Source organism: Aeromonas sp. ASNIH7, assembly GCF_002903485.1.
In the GTDB taxonomy this organism is placed as follows: domain Bacteria; phylum Pseudomonadota; class Gammaproteobacteria; order Enterobacterales; family Aeromonadaceae; genus Aeromonas; species Aeromonas caviae.
In genome coordinates this window covers 231533-247467 of sequence record NZ_CP026226.1, presented here as the reverse complement: position 1 = coordinate 247467, position 15935 = coordinate 231533, and the positions used below count along the sequence as shown (strand labels likewise).

Genomic DNA, 15935 nt, shown 5'->3' with positions numbered 1-15935 from the left:
AGGTGAATAATGAAAAAACGGCACTCCCTGTTTTTAATGGCGGCACTTCCGCTGGCACTGATGACATCGGTACAGGCACAGTCAAGCCTGGCCGAGATCCAGCGGGCTGGAGTGATCAAGATCGGCACCGAAGGGACCTATCCTCCCTTCACCTACCACGACAAGAGCGGCAAGCTGGTGGGCTTTGACGTGGAGATAGGCGAGCTGATTGCAAGCGGTCTGGGCGTGAAGCCGCAGTTCGTCGAGGGCAAGTGGGACGGGCTCATCGCCGGGGTGGACGCCAAGCGCTACGACCTGGTGCTCAACGAAGTGGCCATCACCCCTGAGCGGCTGAAAAAATATGATTTTTCAGATCCCTACATCACCTCCAAGGCGGTGATCGTGGTGCACAGCGACAACCAAAGCATCAAGAGTTTTGCCGATCTGAAGGGCAAGAAATCCTCCCAGTCCCTGACCAGCAACTTTGCCCAGCTGGCGAAGTCATCGGGCGCCGAGGTGGTGGCCACCGAGGGATTCAACCAGTCCCTTGAACTGGTGCTGACCGGGCGGGTAGATGCCACCATCAACGACAGTCTCTCTTTCCTCGACTTCAAGAAACAGAAGCCGGACGCCAAGCTGAAGGTGGCTGCCACCGAGGCCAAGGGGGATCAATCTGCCGCCCTGCTCGCCAAGGGGCAACCCGAGTTGCTGGCCGCCATCAATCAGGCGCTGCGCAATGCCAAGCAGGATGGGGCATATCAGAAAATATCGCAGAAATATTTCGGCACCGACGTCTCGCAATAATATCGTGGCAACATAATAACAACTGAGGATATTAACGTGCCGGCCTGGTTGCAGTTAATGATCGACTCTTTTTGGCCCCTGCTCAGTGCGGGGCTTATTTTTACCGTGCCACTCACTCTGATTACCTTCGTGCTGGGAATCGTGCTCGGCTTGTCGGTGGCGCTGGCCAGATTATATGGTCCGGCTCCGCTGGTGATGCTGGTCCGCTTCTATGTCTGGCTTATTCGGGGCACGCCCCTGCTGGTGCAGCTGTTTCTGATCTTTTACGGTCTGCCGAGCGCCGGCATCGTGCTGGACGCCTTCACCGCCGCCGTCATCGGTTTCACCCTCAACATCGGTGCCTACAGCTCGGAGATCATTCGTGCCACCCTGGCGGCCATCCCCAAGGGGCAGTGGGAGGCGGCCTACTCCATCGGCATGAACTGGCCCCAGGTCATGTGGCGGGTGATCCTGCCGCAGGCGGCGCGTATCGCGGTGCCACCGCTCTCCAACACCTTCATCTCCCTGGTCAAAGACACGTCGCTGGCGGCGGCGGTGACCGTGCCCGAGCTGTTTCAGGCGGCCCAGCGGCTCGCCTCCGTCACCTATGAGCCGCTCATCCTCTATATCGAGACGGCCCTCATCTACCTGATGTTCAGCTCGGTACTCTCCACCCTGCAAGACAGGCTGGAGCAGCGACTGGCTCACAAAGAGACCCGGGAGGTCGCCCTATGATCCGCTTGAGTGGCATCGAGAAACAGTTTGCGGGGCAGCGCGTGTTGAAAGGGGTGGGGCTGGCGATGGCCGCGGGCAGCGTCACCGCCCTGATCGGTCCCTCCGGGAGCGGCAAGAGTACCTTGCTGCGCTGTGTGAACCTGCTGGAGCGACCCGATGCAGGCCAGTTGGTGCTGGGGGGCAGCGAGCTCGACTTTACCCGGCATCTGTCACGGCAAAGCGTGTTGGCCCTGCGCCAGCAGACCGGCATGGTGTTCCAGAATTTCCAGCTGTTCCCGCACATGACGGTGCTGGAGAACGTGATGGAAGGGTTGGTGACCGTGTTGAAGTGGCCCAGGGAGAGGGCAGTGGCGCGCGCCCTGCAACTGCTCGACAAGGTGGGGCTCAGGCACAAGGCCGAGGCGGTGCCTGCCACCCTCTCCGGCGGTCAGCAGCAGCGGGTCGCCATTGCCCGGGCGCTGGCGCCATCCCCCAAGGTGCTGCTCTGTGACGAGCCCACCTCGGCACTGGATCCCGAGCTTGCCCAGGAGGTGGTGGCCGTGCTGCGCCAGCTGGCCAGTGAGGGGACCACTATGCTGATCGCCACCCATGACTTGCGCCTGGCGGCCCAGATTGCGCAGCAGGTGATCTTCCTGGAGGCCGGGGAGGTGGTGGAGGCGGGCAGTGCGCGCCAGATGTTCACCACCCCCAAGCGGGCGCGTACCTTCGAATACATCTCCACCCTCACCGAACGGCTGCCGGAGAGCTGGAGCATCTAGCCGGTTCTGGCGGATTGAGAGCGAGATAAAAAACAGCCCCGCACGAGCGGGGCTGTTTGCATGACAGCGTGGTTGCGACGGCAGATCACACGGCCAGGTAGTCCATGATCCCTTCGGCCGCCTTGCGACCCTCATAGATGGCGGTCACCACCAGATCCGAGCCGCGCACCGCGTCACCACCGGCGAACACCTTGGGGTTGCTGGTCTGGAAGGCGTACTCGGCCTTCTCGGGCGCCTTGATGCGATCCCGGCCGTCGAGCTCGACGCCGTGCTCTGCCATCCAGGGTTGGGGGTTGGGCTGGAAGCCGAACGCCATCACCACTGCATCGGCGGGCAGCACCTGCTCGGAGCCTTCAATGACCACAGGATTGCGGCGGCCATTGGCATCGGGGGCGCCGAGCTCTGTGCTCACCACCTTGATGCCGCAGGTGCGGCCGTGAGCGTCCAGTTCGACCCCGACAGGTTGCAGGTTGAACATGAATTCCACCCCTTCCTCCTGGGCGTTTTTCACCTCCCGCTTGGAGCCCGGCATGTTCTCGGCATCCCGGCGGTAGGCGCAGATCACCCGATCGGCCCCCTGGCGGATGGCGGTGCGCACGCAGTCCATGGCGGTGTCGCCGCCCCCCAGCACCACTACCTGCTTGTCGGCGAAGTCGATGTAATCGGCTTGCGCCTTCTCAAAGCCCAGCAGCCGGTTGGCGTTGGAGATGAGGTAGGGCAGGGCGTCGTAGACCCCCGGCGCCTCTTCGTTGGCAAAGCCGCCCTTCATGTACTTGTAGGTGCCGACCCCGAGGAAGACCGCATCGAACTCGCCGAGCAGATCGGCGAAGGTGATGTCACGGCCCACTTCGGTCTCGAGACGAAACTCCACTCCCATCCCCTCGAAGATCTCGCGGCGGCGCTGCATCACCTCTTTCTCCAGCTTGAAGGAGGGGATACCGAAGGTGAGCAGGCCACCTATCTCCGGGTACTTGTCGAACACCACAGGGGTGACGCCATTGCGTGCCAGCACGTCGGCACAGGCAAGGCCCGCTGGGCCCGCGCCAATGACGGCGACCCGCTTGTCGGTCTTGACCACCTTGGAGAGATCCGGGCGCCAGCCCATCTCGAACGCCTTGTCGGTGATGTATTTTTCGATGTTGCCGATGGTCACGGCGCCGAATCTGTCGTTGAGGGTGCAGGCACCCTCACACAGTCTGTCTTGCGGGCAAACGCGGCCACATACCTCCGGCAGGCTGTTGGTCTGGTGGGAGAGCTCCACCGCCTCCAGAATGCGTCCCTCGTTGGCCAGCTTCAGCCAGTTGGGGATGTAGTTGTGTACCGGGCACTTCCACTCGCAATAGGGGTTGCCGCAGTCGAGGCAGCGATCCGCCTGCATGCCGACCTGGGCCTGGTTGAAGGGCTCGTAGATCTCCACGAACTGGATCTTGCGGATCTTGAGCGGCTTCTTGGGCGGGTCGACCCGCTGGACATCGATAAACTGGAATACGTTCTGGCTCATAGGGTTCCCTCCTTATTGCGCCTGGATTCTGAGTTCTGCACTGGAACGGCTGGTGTGGCCAAGCAGCGATTTGACGTCGCTGGACTTGGGTTTGATCAGCCTGAACTTGGGCACATAGGAGTCGAAGTTGGCCAGGATCTCCTCGGCACGCGAGCTGCCTGTCTCGTTGAGGTGCGCCGTGATGATACCGCGCAGGTGCTCCTGGTGGATGGCCAGATCCGCCACCTCCAGCAGTTCGACCAGCTCGGGGTTGGTGCGCTTGGCAAAGTTGCCGCACTCGTCGAGCACGTAGGCGAAACCGCCTGTCATGCCCGCCGCGAAGTTGACACCGGTCTTGCCGAGCACGGTGACGATGCCGCCTGTCATGTATTCACAGCCGTTGTCGCCAATCCCCTCGACCACCGCCAAGGCCCCTGAGTTGCGCACCGCGAACCGCTCGCCGGCGGTCCCTGCGGCATAGAGCTTGCCGCCGGTGGCGCCATAGAGGCAGGTGTTGCCGATGATGGCCGCCTCGTGGGATTTGAACGCCACGCCGACGTGGGGTTTGATCACCAGCTTGCCGCCGGTCATCCCCTTGCCCACGTAGTCGTTGGCATCCCCGGTGAGGATCATCTCAAGGCCACCGGCGTTCCAGACGCCGAAGCTCTGGCCGGCGGTGCCGTTGAAGTGCACCTTGACCGGATCGGCCGCCATGCCCTGGTTGCCGTGGCGTTTGACGATTTCGCCGGACAGACGCGCACCCACGGAGCGGTCGGTGTTGCGGATGTCGTAGCGGAACTCGCCGCCACTCATGTTTTCCACCGCATCCAGCAGGTCTTCCACCATCTTGAGGTTCAAGGGCCCCTTGTCGAAGGTGGGGTTGTGCTGCTGGCTGAACAGACTGGAGCCTGCCGGTGCAACCGGGGCCGCCAGGATGCCGGACAAGTCCAGCTTGGCCTGACGGGCGGTGAGGCCGGGCAGGGCTTCCAGCAGGTCGGTACGACCGATGAGGTCGGTGAGCTGGGTGACGCCCAGCTCGGCCATCAGCTCGCGCGTCTCCTCGGCGATGAACTTGAAGTAGTTCATCACCATCTCCGGCAGGCCGGTGAAGTGTTCGCGGCGCAGCTTCTCATCCTGGGTGGCGACGCCGGTGGCGCAGTTGTTCAGGTGGCAGATACGCAGGTATTTGCAACCGAGCGCCACCATGGGGCCGGTACCGAAGCCAAAGCTCTCAGCGCCGAGGATGGCCGCCTTGATGATGTCGAGACCGGTCTTGAGGCCGCCATCCACCTGCAGGCGCACCTTGTGGCGCAGGCCATTGGCCACCAGCGCCTGCTGGGTTTCGGCCAGGCCCAGCTCCCAGGGGGAGCCGGCGTATTTGACCGAGGTGAGCGGGCTTGCGCCGGTGCCGCCGTCGTAGCCAGAGACGGTGATGAAGTCCGCATAGGCCTTGGCCACGCCACAGGCGATGGTGCCGACGCCGGGCTCGGACACCAGTTTCACCGACACCAGGCAGTTCGGGTTGATCTGCTTGATGTCGAAGATGAGCTGGGCCAGATCCTCGATGGAGTAGATGTCGTGGTGCGGCGGCGGGGAGATAAGGGTCACGCCGGGCACGGAGTAGCGCAGCTGGGCGATTTGCGCGGTGACCTTGTCACCGGGCAGCTGGCCCCCTTCGCCGGGCTTGGCGCCCTGGGCGACTTTTATCTGCACCACGTCCGCGTTCATCAGGTAGTGCGGGGTGACGCCAAAGCGACCGGAAGCCACCTGTTTGATGCGAGAGTTCTTCTCGGTACCAAAACGCTTGGGATCTTCACCGCCTTCGCCGGAGTTGCTCTGACCGCCGAGGCGGTTCATGGCGATGGCCAGGGCCTCGTGGGCTTCAGGGCCGAGGGCGCAGATGGACATGGCCGCGGAGTCGAAGCGGGGGAACAGCCTGGCGGCTGGCTCCACCTGATCCAGCGCAACCGGGGTGGTGCCCTGTTTGAGCGACAGCAGATCCCGCAAGGTGGCGACCGGCCGCTCGTTCACGAGACGGGCGTACTCTTTGTAATCGGCGTAGTTGCCGGAGCGCACCGCCACTTGCAGGGTCTGCACCACGTCCGGGTTGTAGGTGTGGTACTCGCCACCGTGGACGAACTTCAAGAGGCCGCCCTGGGTCAGCGGCTTGCGGCCGAGCCAGGCCAGACGGGACAGATTGATCTGATCCTGCTGGATGTCGGCAAAGTCGGCACCCTGGATGCGGCTCGATACGCCGCGGAAGCAGAGTTCGACCACGGCCCTGGAGAGGCCGACGGCTTCGAACAGCTGGGAGCAGCGGTAGCTTGCCACCGTGCTGATGCCCATCTTGGACATCACCTTGTAGAGGCCCTTGTTGATGCCGTTGCGGTAGTTGAGCATGGCCTGGCGCAGGCTCATCTTGAGCACGCCTTCCTCTACCTGCTTGGCGAGGGTCTCGTAGGCGAGATAGGGGTAGATGGCGGTGGCGCCAAAGCCAAGCAGCACGGCGAAGTGGTGCGGGTCGCGCACGCTCGCGGTCTCCACCAGGATATTGGCGTCGCAGCGCAGGTTGTTGTCCACCAGGGTACGCTGCACCGCACCCACCGCCATGGCGGCCGGGATGGGCAGGGTATCCGGGCTGATGTCCCGGTCTGACAGTACCAGCAGCACGGCGCCGCTGCGGGCCGCTTCAGCTGCCTCGTGGCAGAGACGCTCGAGGGCGGCTTGCAGCCCCTCTTCGGGCAGGTAGTTGAGGCTCAGCACCGCATGGCGGTAGTGCTCCCCCTCCAGGGCCAGCAATTGATGGAAGTCGGAGTAGAGCAGGATCGGCGACTGGAACAGCACCCGGTGGGCGTGGCCGAAGGTCTCGTTGAACACGTTCTGTTCGCGGCCGATACAGGTGGCCAGGGACATGACGTGATTTTCCCGCAGGGGATCGATGGGCGGGTTGGTCACCTGGGCGAACATCTGGCGGAAGTAGTCGTACAGGGTTCGCTGGCTGGAGGAGAGCACCGCCATCGGGGTGTCATCCCCCATGGAGCCCACCGCCTCCTGGCCATTCTCGCCGAGCACGCGGATCACCTGATCCAGCTCTTCAAAGGAGTAGCCGAACAGCTTCTGGTAAGTCTTGAGCCGGTCATCCGGGAATTCCCGCGATCCCGTGCTGGCATCGTCCATCTGCTCGAAGGGCACCAGGCGCTTGCAGTGCTTGTCCATCCACTGCTTGTAGGTGTGACGGCTCTTGAGATCGTCATCAATTTCGAAGCTGGTCCAGATCTTGCCGTTGCTGGTATCGACCACGAACAGCTCCCCCGGGCCGACACGGCCCTTCTCCAGCACTTCGTCCGGGGTGTAGTCCCAGGTGCCCACTTCGGAGGCCAGCGTGATGAACTTGTCCTTGGTGATGACGTAACGTGCCGGACGCAGACCGTTTCTGTCGAGTGCGCAGGTAGCGTAGCGACCGTCGGTCATGACGATGCCGGCCGGGCCGTCCCAGGGCTCCATGTGCATGGAGTTGAAGTCGTAGAAGGCGCGCAGGTCGTCATCCATGTTCGGGTGCTTCTGCCACGCAGGCGGGATCAGCAGGCGCATGGCACGGAACAGGTCCATGCCGCCGGCCAGGAAGAGATCCAGCATGTTGTCGAGGCTGGAGGAGTCCGATCCCGTGGTGTTGACGAAGGGGGCGGCCTCTTGCAGATCCGGGATCAGCGGGGTGGCGAACTTGTAGCTGCGCGCCTTGGCCCACTGGCGGTTGCCGGCAATGGTGTTGATCTCGCCGTTGTGGGCGAGGTAGCGGAACGGCTGCGCCAGCGGCCAGCGCGGGCTGGTGTTGGTGGAGAAACGTTGGTGGAACACGCAGATGGCGGCCTGCATGCGGATGTCGGCCAGATCCAGATAGAAGCGCGGCAAATCCACCGGCATGCACAGCCCTTTGTAGACGGTGACCAGGTTGGAGAGGCTGACCACATAGAAGTAGTCGTCGCTGATGCGCTTCTCGATGCGGCGACGCACGATATAGAGGCGGCGCTCGAGATCCTTGTCGACCCAGCCCGGGGGCGCGTTGACAAAGACCTGTTCAATGCTGGGCAGGGACGCCTTGGCGATGGAACCGAGTACGTTGGTATCGATGGGCACCTTGCGCCAGCCGACCAGACTCAGGGTCTCTCTTTCCAGCTCCTCGTCGATGATGTCGCGAGTGGCCTGGGCCAGGATGGGATCGGGGTTGAGGAACAGCATGCCGACCGCGTAGTTGCGGCCCAGGTGCCATCCCTTCTCTTCGGCGACCGCTCTAAAGAAGCTGTCGGGTTTTTGCAGCAACAGGCCGCAGCCGTCGCCGGTCTTGCCATCGGCGGAGATACCGCCGCGGTGCTGCATGCGAGCCAAGGCTGACATCGCGAGACGGACAAGCTTGTGGCTGGCTTCCCCTTCCATGTGGGCCAACAGGCCGAAGCCACAGTTATCCCTCTCCAGCTTTGGATCATATAGTGACATTGCATTTCTCCCTTGCTCGGCCTTCCATCGCACTGTCATCAACAGACTGCATAAATTGCGATTGGCTCTTGTGGTTCCGTCCGCCTGAGGTGGCGAATCTCCAAACTAATGGGATTTTCGGGCAAGGTCAATTGGACATCCCGCTTGTTTGCAATGTTACATCGCCATAACAAAATGTGGGTTTTTGAGACTCAATCAGCATTTTTGTGTATTTATAACTGCTTTTTATTTATTTGTTGGATTTATATTCTGGTTATGGACGGTTTAGTGGTTGACTGCATGGTGGCGGGAAACTGTAGTAATTTTACAAAGTCATCTCTGGTGTGCTTGGCGGGGATCACATTTCAGGATCCTGCGTCTTGCATTTGTCCATAAGCAGACTAAACAGGATTTTTTCAGTAGTTACAGCCGGTTATGGGCGAGAGGTTATGACACTTTTCTCCAGGTTGCAGGAGTGACAGGTTGTCAAAAGTGACCGTGAATGCCGACTGTTGGGTATTTATCACATCTAACGTGAATATTTATATGATTTTTGGGTAGAGAGCGGGATTGATCCAGCGCAGCCTGCCCGCCGGGCTGCGTCGCTAGAATGACACCTCATTTCGGAGGTGTCATGCAGTTACACGAACTCATCAATACATTTGGCCAGGATCTCAAGCAGCGCCACGGCCAGAAGATCCACAAGCTCTCCATCCACGGGGCCTTTACCTGCCCCAACCGGGACGGCACCCTGGGCCGGGGTGGCTGCACTTTCTGCAATGTCTCCTCCTTTGCCGACGAGTCGGCCCAGCAACTCTCCGTGGTGCAGCAACTGCTGGCACGCCGGGACGAGGTGACCCGGGCCAGGCGTTATCTGGCCTACTTTCAGGCCTATACCAGTACTTATGCCGAAGTGGAGTACCTTCAGCGCATGTATGAAGAAGCCTTGTCGGTGAGCGACATGGTGGGGCTCTGCGTCGGAACTCGCCCTGATTGTGTACCCGATGCGGTGCTGGATCTGCTGGCAGGTTATCAGGCCAGAGGTTACGAGGTGTGGCTGGAGCTGGGGCTGCAGAGCGCCAACGACAAGACGTTGCAACGGATCAACCGCGGCCATGGCTATGGCGCCTATGAAGACGCGGTACGCCGGGCCCACGCAAGGGGCATCAAGGTCTGTGCCCATCTGATTGTCGGTTTGCCCGGCGAGGTGCCGATGGACAGTCTCGATACCCTGCATCGCATCGTGGCGACCGGGGTCGAGGGGATCAAGCTGCACCCGCTCCATGTGGTGGAAGGGAGCACCCTTGGCAAGGCGTGGCAGGCGGGGCGGCTGGAGGTGCTGTCGCTGGCGCAATATGTGGAGGCGGCGGTGGCCATGATCCAGCACACGCCCCCCGAGGTGGTCTATCACAGGGTCTCGGCGTCGGCGCGCCGCCCGACCCTGCTGGCCCCCACCTGGTGCGAGAATCGCTGGAGCGCCATGACCGCCATTGCCGCGGCGCTGGCACGCTCAGGCCCTCAGGGACACTGCCTGGGACGCCCTTTTTCTCTCCCTTCCACAGGCGAGTGCCAACTCTAATTTCGTCAAAAAAACAGTGGGTTATTAGATGAAATTCAGTCTTTGGAGTATAGTTTCGTTCAAGTCACCTTGATAAGATGGTTGGCTTGAAAAAAGATATAGTTATCAATAACTCTTTGCAGTTTGTATACCGGGCGGGCTTTCTTCGTACCGGGTGGCATATTTCTTGGCAACATCAGGTGCCCGGCATGTCCCCTCCGTTTCCGGCATGAAAATCTGTGAGGGAGGCGAGACATGCAGTGTCCCGGCTCTGTGCGCTAATCGGGTTGTGGGTCTGGGTGGCGAGGTCTGTTCTGTTTTTCCGGATCGCCGCCGGGCTTTTGGATATTCGGCCCCGAGACAACCTTCTGAATCATGTTTGATGGGATGCTATGCAAGCAGAAACCAGCCATATAGATGAACTGTTGGAGTGCCTGGTCTTTTTGACCCGCTTTTACGGGGTGCCCAACAGTCAGGATGCTCTCACCACCGGCTTGCCACTGGTCTCCGGGCGTCTCAGCACGGCGCTCTTCAGTCGTGCCGCCGAGCGGGGCGGTCTCTCTGCCCGCGAAGTGATCCAGCCCCTTGAACAGATCTCTTCCCTGCTGCTGCCCTGCGTCTTGCAGACGCGCAATGGCGGCGCCTGCATCTTGCTTGAATGGAATGAAGAACGGACCCAGGCGAGGGTCATCTTTCCCCAGGCCGGAGACGCGGCCCAATGGGTCACTCTTGCCCAGCTTGGTGACGAGTACAATGGTCGTCTGTTCTACGTCAAGCGGCAGTTCAAGTTTGATGAGCGCTCGCCCAAAGTGCTGGAGACCCGTGATGGTCACTGGTTCTGGAGCACCTTGTTCGAGTCCCGTGGTATCTATCGGGATGTGCTGGTGGCCTCGATCCTCATCAACCTGTTTGCCATCGCCAGCCCCCTGTTCACCATGAACGTCTATGACAAGATTGTGCCCAACCTGGCATTCGACTCCCTCTGGGTGCTGGCGGTTGGAGCCATGGTGGTGTTCACCTTCGACTTCGTGATGCGCCAGCTGCGCAGCTACTTCATCGATATTGCAGGCAAGAAATCCGACGTGCTGTTGTCGGCCAAAATCTTTGCCAAGGTGATGGGCATGAAGATGGAGTCCAGGCCTGCGTCGACCGGTGCCTTTGCCAAGCACTTGCAGGAGTTTGAATCGGTGCGCGAGTTTTTCACGTCGGCCACCGTCTCCACCCTGATCGATCTGCCGTTTGCCATCTTCTTCCTCTTCATCATCTGGATTTTCGCCGGTGTCATGGTGGTGGTGCCCATCATCGCCATCCTGATCCTAGTGGCCTACAGCTTCTACATTCAGGCACCGCTGAAGCAATCCATCGAGGAGGGCTCCCGGCTCGCCTCCCAGAAGAACGCCAATCTGATCGAAAGCATCTCGGGCCTTGAGACCGTGAAGATTTTCGGGGCCGAGAGCATGTTCCAGCACCGCTGGGAGCAGGCGGTGTCCCACATCTCGACCTGGGGCGTGCAAACCCGGCGCATCACCAACTCCATGTCTTCTCTGGCGAGCTACATCCAGCAGGTGGTGACAGTGGGACTGGTGATCGTCGGTGTTTACCAGATCTCGGAAGGGTTGGTGACCATGGGGGGCATGATAGCGGCCGTGATGCTGTCGAGCCGGGCCATCGCCCCCATGGTGCAGCTGTCGGTGCTCTCCACCCGCTACAACCAGGCCAAGTCGGCGCTCGAGATCCTGGAGAAGATCATGATGACGCCGGGTGAGCAGGAGGAGGGCAGGCAGTACATCCACCATCCGGTCATCCAGGGGCGCATCGAGTTTGAAAATGTCTCCTTCAAGTATCCGGGCATGGAGAGCAGTACCCTGCACAACATCAACCTGCGCATCGAGCCGGGTGAGAAGGTGGCCATCATCGGGCGGATCGGTGCGGGTAAAACCACGCTGGAGAAATTGCTGATGGGCCTCTATCGCCCGACTGACGGCTTGGTGCGTCTGGACGGCTTTGAGCTGGACCAACTGCCGCCGACCATCATTCGCCGCAACATCGGCTGTGTGCCGCAAGATGTGACCCTCTTCTTTGGTTCCGTGCGGGACAACATCATGCTGGGTAATCCCCTGGTGGACGATGCCCGTGTCTTGCGCGCCGCCAAGCGGGCCGGGGTCACCAACTTTACCAACCGGGATCCCAACGGTCTCGACAGACAGATAGGTGAAGGGGGACGTCAGCTCTCCGGTGGCCAGCGTCAGTCCATCCTGCTGGCTCGCGCCTTGCTCAACGATCCCCCCATTCTGGTGATGGACGAGCCGACCTCCAACATGGACAACCAGTCAGAGATGCACGTGAAGCAGGAGCTGGCACGGCTCGGCCCCGAAACCACCCTTATCCTCATCACTCACAAGACCTCCATGCTGGATGTCGCTTCCCGGGTCATCGTCGTGGAGCAGGGGAAGATAGTGGCGGACGGTCCCAAAGAGGTGGTGTTGCAGCAATTGAAGGAAGGCAAGGTGCGGGTGCAGGAGACGGCGAATGGCTAACCACTGGTTCAAGAAAACGCCCTCAGATACGGTCTTGCCTGCACCCGAGCATCTCGAGTACGTGGATGACGGCGCCGCCGCCGTGCTGCTGACGACACCCACCCGTGCCAGAGTCCTGCTGTGGGCCTGCTTCCTGTTTTTTGTCAGCGCCATCGTCTGGGCCGCCTGGGCAGAGCTGGATGAAGTGACAGTCGGCCAGGGCAAGGTGATACCGTCGCGCCAGTTGCAGGTGATCCAGAACCTAGAAGGGGGGATCGTCAAGGAGATCTTCGTCAAGGAGGGGGACATCGTCGAGAAGGGACAGCCACTGCTGCGCATCGACGATACCCGCTTCAAGTCGGATTTTCGCGAACGGGAGCAGGAGCTGGTCACCCTCAAGGGGGATATCGCCCGCCTGCGCGCCGAAATTCGCAGCGTGGTGGTCAAGAACGAGCCCAATCTGGGCTGGCGTGAACAGGTAGCTATCGACAAACAGGCCATCGAGTTCCCCGAAGGGTACGAGAATGTGTTTGCCGAATATGCCGCCCGTGAAAGATCGGTGCAGGAGGCGCGGTTAAACAACCTCAAGAACCAGCTCTACATTCTGGGACAGCAGATCGAGCAGAAAGAGCAGGAGACCATAGAGCTCAATGCCAAGATCCGGACCGTGGGCCGCAGCGTTGATCTGGCTCGTCAGGAGCTGAACATCAGCCGTCCTCTCGCAAAAGAGGGTATAGTTCCTCAAGTGGAGCTAATTAAACTGGAGCGGCAGGTCAACGAAATGCAAGGGGAGCTGGAGGCGAACCGCCTGCTGGTGCCCAAGCTCAACTCGGTACTGCGGGAGACCATCTCGAAGCGAAATGATATCGCCCTGAAATTCCGGGCGGACTCCCAGACCGAGCTGAACGAACGTCAAGGCAAGTTGAGCCAGTTGTCGGAGGGTCAGGTCGGCCTCAGGGACAGAGTCGATCGTACCAGTGTGATCGCGCCTCTCAAGGGGACCATCAAGAAGCTCAAGATTAATACGCTGGGTGGGGTCGTTCAGCCGGGCATGGACCTGATGGAGATAGTGCCGCTGGAAGACACCCTGCTGGTTGAAGCCAAGGTGTCGCCCAAGGACATCGCGTTCCTCAGACCCGGACTGGAGGCCGTGGTCAAGATAACTGCCTATGATTTCACTATTTATGGAGGTTTACATGGCAAGGTTGAACAGATAAGTGCCGACTCAATCCAGGATGAGGAGGGCAATTCCTTCTATCTGGTGCGAGTACGAACCGAGAAGAGTTATCTGGGCGATGAGCTTAACGCACTTCCCATCATCCCCGGTATGTTAGCCAGTGCAGATATTATTACTGGTAAAAAAAGTGTCCTAGACTACTTGCTGAAACCCATCTTGAGGGCTAAGCAGTCGGCACTGAGAGAACGATAAGCCAACAATCTAAAAACAACATGACTGGAGATACCATGAAGAAGACGATTGTTGCCATGCTGGTTAGTGGCACCATACTGTTCCCGGGCCTGAGCCAGGCACAGACGCTGGAACAGTCAGTGGCGCAGTCACTGGCTACCCATCCGAAAATCAAGGAAGCTTTTGATCTCTATCAGGCACGACTGTATCAGCATGATGGAGCCAAGGGCGGCTATTACCCCACCATTGATCTGCGTGGTGGCGTCGGTTACGAGAAGACTGACAGTCCCTCGACCCGTGCCGCAGGTCCCAATTCACAGACGATCGATGACTCCATGACGCGCAAGGAGGCCGGGATCAGCCTTCGCCAGATGCTGTTTGACGGCTTTGATGTCAGCAGCAACGTGGCACGGACCGATGCCGCCGCCCAGGCCCAGCGCCTGGCGATGATCTCCGAGGCGGAGAACACGGCCCTGCGCGTGGCCGAGGTCTATCTCAACATGCTGCGTCAGCAGGAGATCCTGGAGCTGTCCAAGCAGAACCTTGAAACCCACGAGCAGATCCGCAGTGACATCCAGAAACGGACCGACTCCGGTCTTGGGTCGACCGCTGACCAGACCCAGATCGACGGTCGTGTGGCTCGGGCTTACTCCAATCAGGCGGCGGCGGAGAACAACTATCGGGATGCCGAGAGCGAGTTCATCCGTGTCGTCAATGAAGTGCCCAAGGATCTCGTTCAGCCAGTACCGAACACCCAACTCCTGCCCGCAACACTGGAAGATGCGCTGAAGACGGCAACAGAGGTTCACCCGACCCTGCTGTCATCCCTGCAGGACATCGAAGAGGCGAAGTACCAGCATGAAGGCTCCAAGTCAGGGTTCTACCCGAACGTAGCCTTTGAAGTGGATCAGAACTGGAACGAGGACATCGATGCGGTCAAAGGCCGTAACGACGATCTCACCGCCATGGTCCGGATGCGTTACAACCTGTTCCGCGGTGGGTCCGATCTGGCAGAAAGCAAGGCAACCTCTGCGCTCTATTCCCAGGCCAAAGACATTCACATGAATGCCTTCCGTCAGGTGGAAGAGGGGACCCGCCTCGCCTGGAACGCCAAAGAGTCGCTGGCCAAGCAAAAAGTCTTCCTCAAAGAGCACGTGGACGCCAGCTATGACACCGTACAGGCGTACAAGAAGCAATTCGGCCTGGGCCAACGGACCTTGCTGGACGTGCTGAACACGGAGAACGAACTGTTCGAGGCTCGCCGCAGCTACATCACGGCCGAGTACGACTCCCTGTTGGCGGATTATCGTATCCTCAATGCCACCGGTGGTCTGCTCAATGCCCTGAATGTGCAGCAACCGGCTGAATGGCAGGCCAACAACAACTGATGGCCCTGCCACTGATGTCATATCAGGCAAGGGGAATGGCTGCAGCGTGCTGCAGTCATTCTTTTATGCGTCCGGCGGTCAGGGGATGATGGCGGCGTCATGACACAGAAAGAAGTGGCATCGACAGGCTGGAGCCGACGTGATGTGTATCGAGCCCTCGCAGGTGCACGTGCGCCCTGGCGGGTTCGCCTGCTATGGCTGGCCCTGCTGGCGATCCCCCTGCTGCTCAGCGCCAGCCAGCCTCTCTCACCGGAGGATATGAAACTGGTCAAGCGCGCGGAGGAGACCTATGGCCCCAGGGCCGGCAAACGGGTCACCAGCTGGCGCACTTTGGCAATGCAGAACAAGGCGGCGGGGCTGACGGATCGGCAGAAGCTGGAGAAGGTGAACCAGTTCTTCAACCAGATGCGTTTCATCGATGACATCAAGTTGTGGCACAAGAAGGATTATTGGGCGACACCGCTGGAATTTCTGGGCGCAGCGGGGGGAGATTGTGAAGACTTCAGCATTTCCAAGTATTTTACCTTGCTGGAACTTGGCATCCCTGATGAAAAAATGCGAATGGTATATGTCAAGGCATTGGATTATAACCAGTTTCATATGGTCGTTGCCTACTATGAGACGCCTGCGGCAGTACCCCTGATTCTGGACAATCTTGTCGGCTCAATTCGCCCGGCGACCCAACGGGCGGATTTGTTGCCAATTTACAGTTTTAACGGTAGTCACTTGTGGCTGATGAAAGCGCGTGGTCAAGGGGAACTGGCCGGGCAATCATCCCGCTTGGGATTATGGACGGACTTACGCAATCGCATGACATCGGGGCGATTGGCTCGGCCTGCGGTCAATTTGGATGATTAACC

At 60.0% G+C, this 15935-nt stretch carries 10 protein-coding genes; 8 read left to right on the top strand and 2 right to left on the bottom strand.

Annotated elements, in window-relative coordinates; genetic code table 11:
• The first annotated feature begins 9 nt into the window (after positions 1–9).
• The 3 genes from C2U47_RS01035 to C2U47_RS01025 are packed head-to-tail and all read left to right on the top strand — an operon-like array spanning position 10 to position 2255.
• On the top strand, positions 10–783 hold the full coding sequence (locus C2U47_RS01035; protein ID WP_029314736.1) for an amino acid ABC transporter substrate-binding protein: 774 nt from the start codon (positions 10–12) through the stop codon (positions 781–783).
• Between the two features lie 57 nt (positions 784–840).
• Entirely contained in the window at positions 841–1497 is a 657-nt protein-coding gene (locus C2U47_RS01030; RefSeq protein ID WP_174217478.1) for an amino acid ABC transporter permease, read from the top strand.
• On the top strand, positions 1494–2255 hold the full coding sequence (locus C2U47_RS01025) for an amino acid ABC transporter ATP-binding protein (protein WP_010675170.1): 762 nt from the start codon (positions 1494–1496) through the stop codon (positions 2253–2255). The genes C2U47_RS01030 and C2U47_RS01025 overlap by 4 nt, the downstream gene beginning before the upstream one ends.
• An 85-nt stretch (positions 2256–2340) precedes the next feature.
• Here the strand turns inward: C2U47_RS01025 and C2U47_RS01020 are convergent, their stop codons facing one another.
• Complete coding sequence (locus C2U47_RS01020; RefSeq protein ID WP_010675169.1) at positions 2341–3756, bottom strand: FAD-dependent oxidoreductase; 1416 nt, start codon at positions 3754–3756, stop codon at positions 2341–2343.
• Positions 3757–3768: 12 nt separating this feature from the next.
• Positions 3769–8226: a glutamate synthase large subunit gene (gene gltB, locus C2U47_RS01015; protein WP_103261353.1), complete on the bottom strand. Its 4458-nt coding sequence runs from the start codon at positions 8224–8226 to the stop codon at positions 3769–3771.
• 613 nt (positions 8227–8839) lie between these two features.
• Between gltB and C2U47_RS01010 the strand changes: the two genes are divergently transcribed.
• The 5 genes from C2U47_RS01010 to C2U47_RS00990 all read left to right on the top strand — a co-directional run bounded on the left by C2U47_RS01010 (position 8840) and on the right by C2U47_RS00990 (position 15933).
• Entirely contained in the window at positions 8840–9784 is a 945-nt protein-coding gene (locus C2U47_RS01010) for a TIGR01212 family radical SAM protein (RefSeq protein ID WP_010675167.1), read from the top strand.
• 371 nt (positions 9785–10155) lie between these two features.
• Positions 10156–12300 (top strand): type I secretion system permease/ATPase, encoded by a 2145-nt coding sequence (locus C2U47_RS01005; RefSeq protein WP_029314735.1) that lies wholly within the window; start codon positions 10156–10158, stop codon positions 12298–12300.
• Positions 12293–13708 carry an HlyD family type I secretion periplasmic adaptor subunit gene (locus tag C2U47_RS01000; protein ID WP_010675165.1) on the top strand — a complete coding sequence of 472 codons (1416 nt, stop codon included), beginning with the start codon at positions 12293–12295 and terminating at the stop codon, positions 13706–13708. The genes C2U47_RS01005 and C2U47_RS01000 overlap by 8 nt, the downstream gene beginning before the upstream one ends.
• Positions 13709–13743: 35 nt before the next feature.
• Positions 13744–15075: a TolC family outer membrane protein gene (locus C2U47_RS00995; RefSeq protein WP_010675164.1), complete on the top strand. Its 1332-nt coding sequence runs from the start codon at positions 13744–13746 to the stop codon at positions 15073–15075.
• A gap of 99 nt (positions 15076–15174) precedes the next feature.
• Positions 15175–15933: a transglutaminase-like cysteine peptidase gene (locus tag C2U47_RS00990; RefSeq protein ID WP_010675163.1), complete on the top strand. Its 759-nt coding sequence runs from the start codon at positions 15175–15177 to the stop codon at positions 15931–15933.
• Positions 15934–15935: the final 2 nt, after the last annotated feature.

Excerpts from the sequence above, each read along its gene's own strand:
- C2U47_RS01025 (WP_010675170.1), top strand. The coding sequence starts at position 1,494 with ATGATCCGCTTGAGTGGCATCGAGAAACAGTTTGCGGGGCAGCGCGTG.
- C2U47_RS01035 (WP_029314736.1), top strand. The coding sequence starts at position 10 with ATGAAAAAACGGCACTCCCTGTTTTTAATGGCGGCACTTCCGCTGGCA.
- C2U47_RS01010 (WP_010675167.1), top strand. The coding sequence starts at position 8,840 with ATGCAGTTACACGAACTCATCAATACATTTGGCCAGGATCTCAAGCAG.
- gltB (WP_103261353.1), bottom strand. The coding sequence starts at position 8,226 with ATGTCACTATATGATCCAAAGCTGGAGAGGGATAACTGTGGCTTCGGC.
- C2U47_RS00990 (WP_010675163.1), top strand. The coding sequence starts at position 15,175 with ATGACACAGAAAGAAGTGGCATCGACAGGCTGGAGCCGACGTGATGTG.
- C2U47_RS00995 (WP_010675164.1), top strand. The coding sequence starts at position 13,744 with ATGAAGAAGACGATTGTTGCCATGCTGGTTAGTGGCACCATACTGTTC.
- C2U47_RS01000 (WP_010675165.1), top strand. The coding sequence starts at position 12,293 with ATGGCTAACCACTGGTTCAAGAAAACGCCCTCAGATACGGTCTTGCCT.
- C2U47_RS01020 (WP_010675169.1), bottom strand. The coding sequence starts at position 3,756 with ATGAGCCAGAACGTATTCCAGTTTATCGATGTCCAGCGGGTCGACCCG.
- C2U47_RS01030 (WP_174217478.1), top strand. The coding sequence starts at position 841 with ATGATCGACTCTTTTTGGCCCCTGCTCAGTGCGGGGCTTATTTTTACC.
- C2U47_RS01005 (WP_029314735.1), top strand. The coding sequence starts at position 10,156 with ATGCAAGCAGAAACCAGCCATATAGATGAACTGTTGGAGTGCCTGGTC.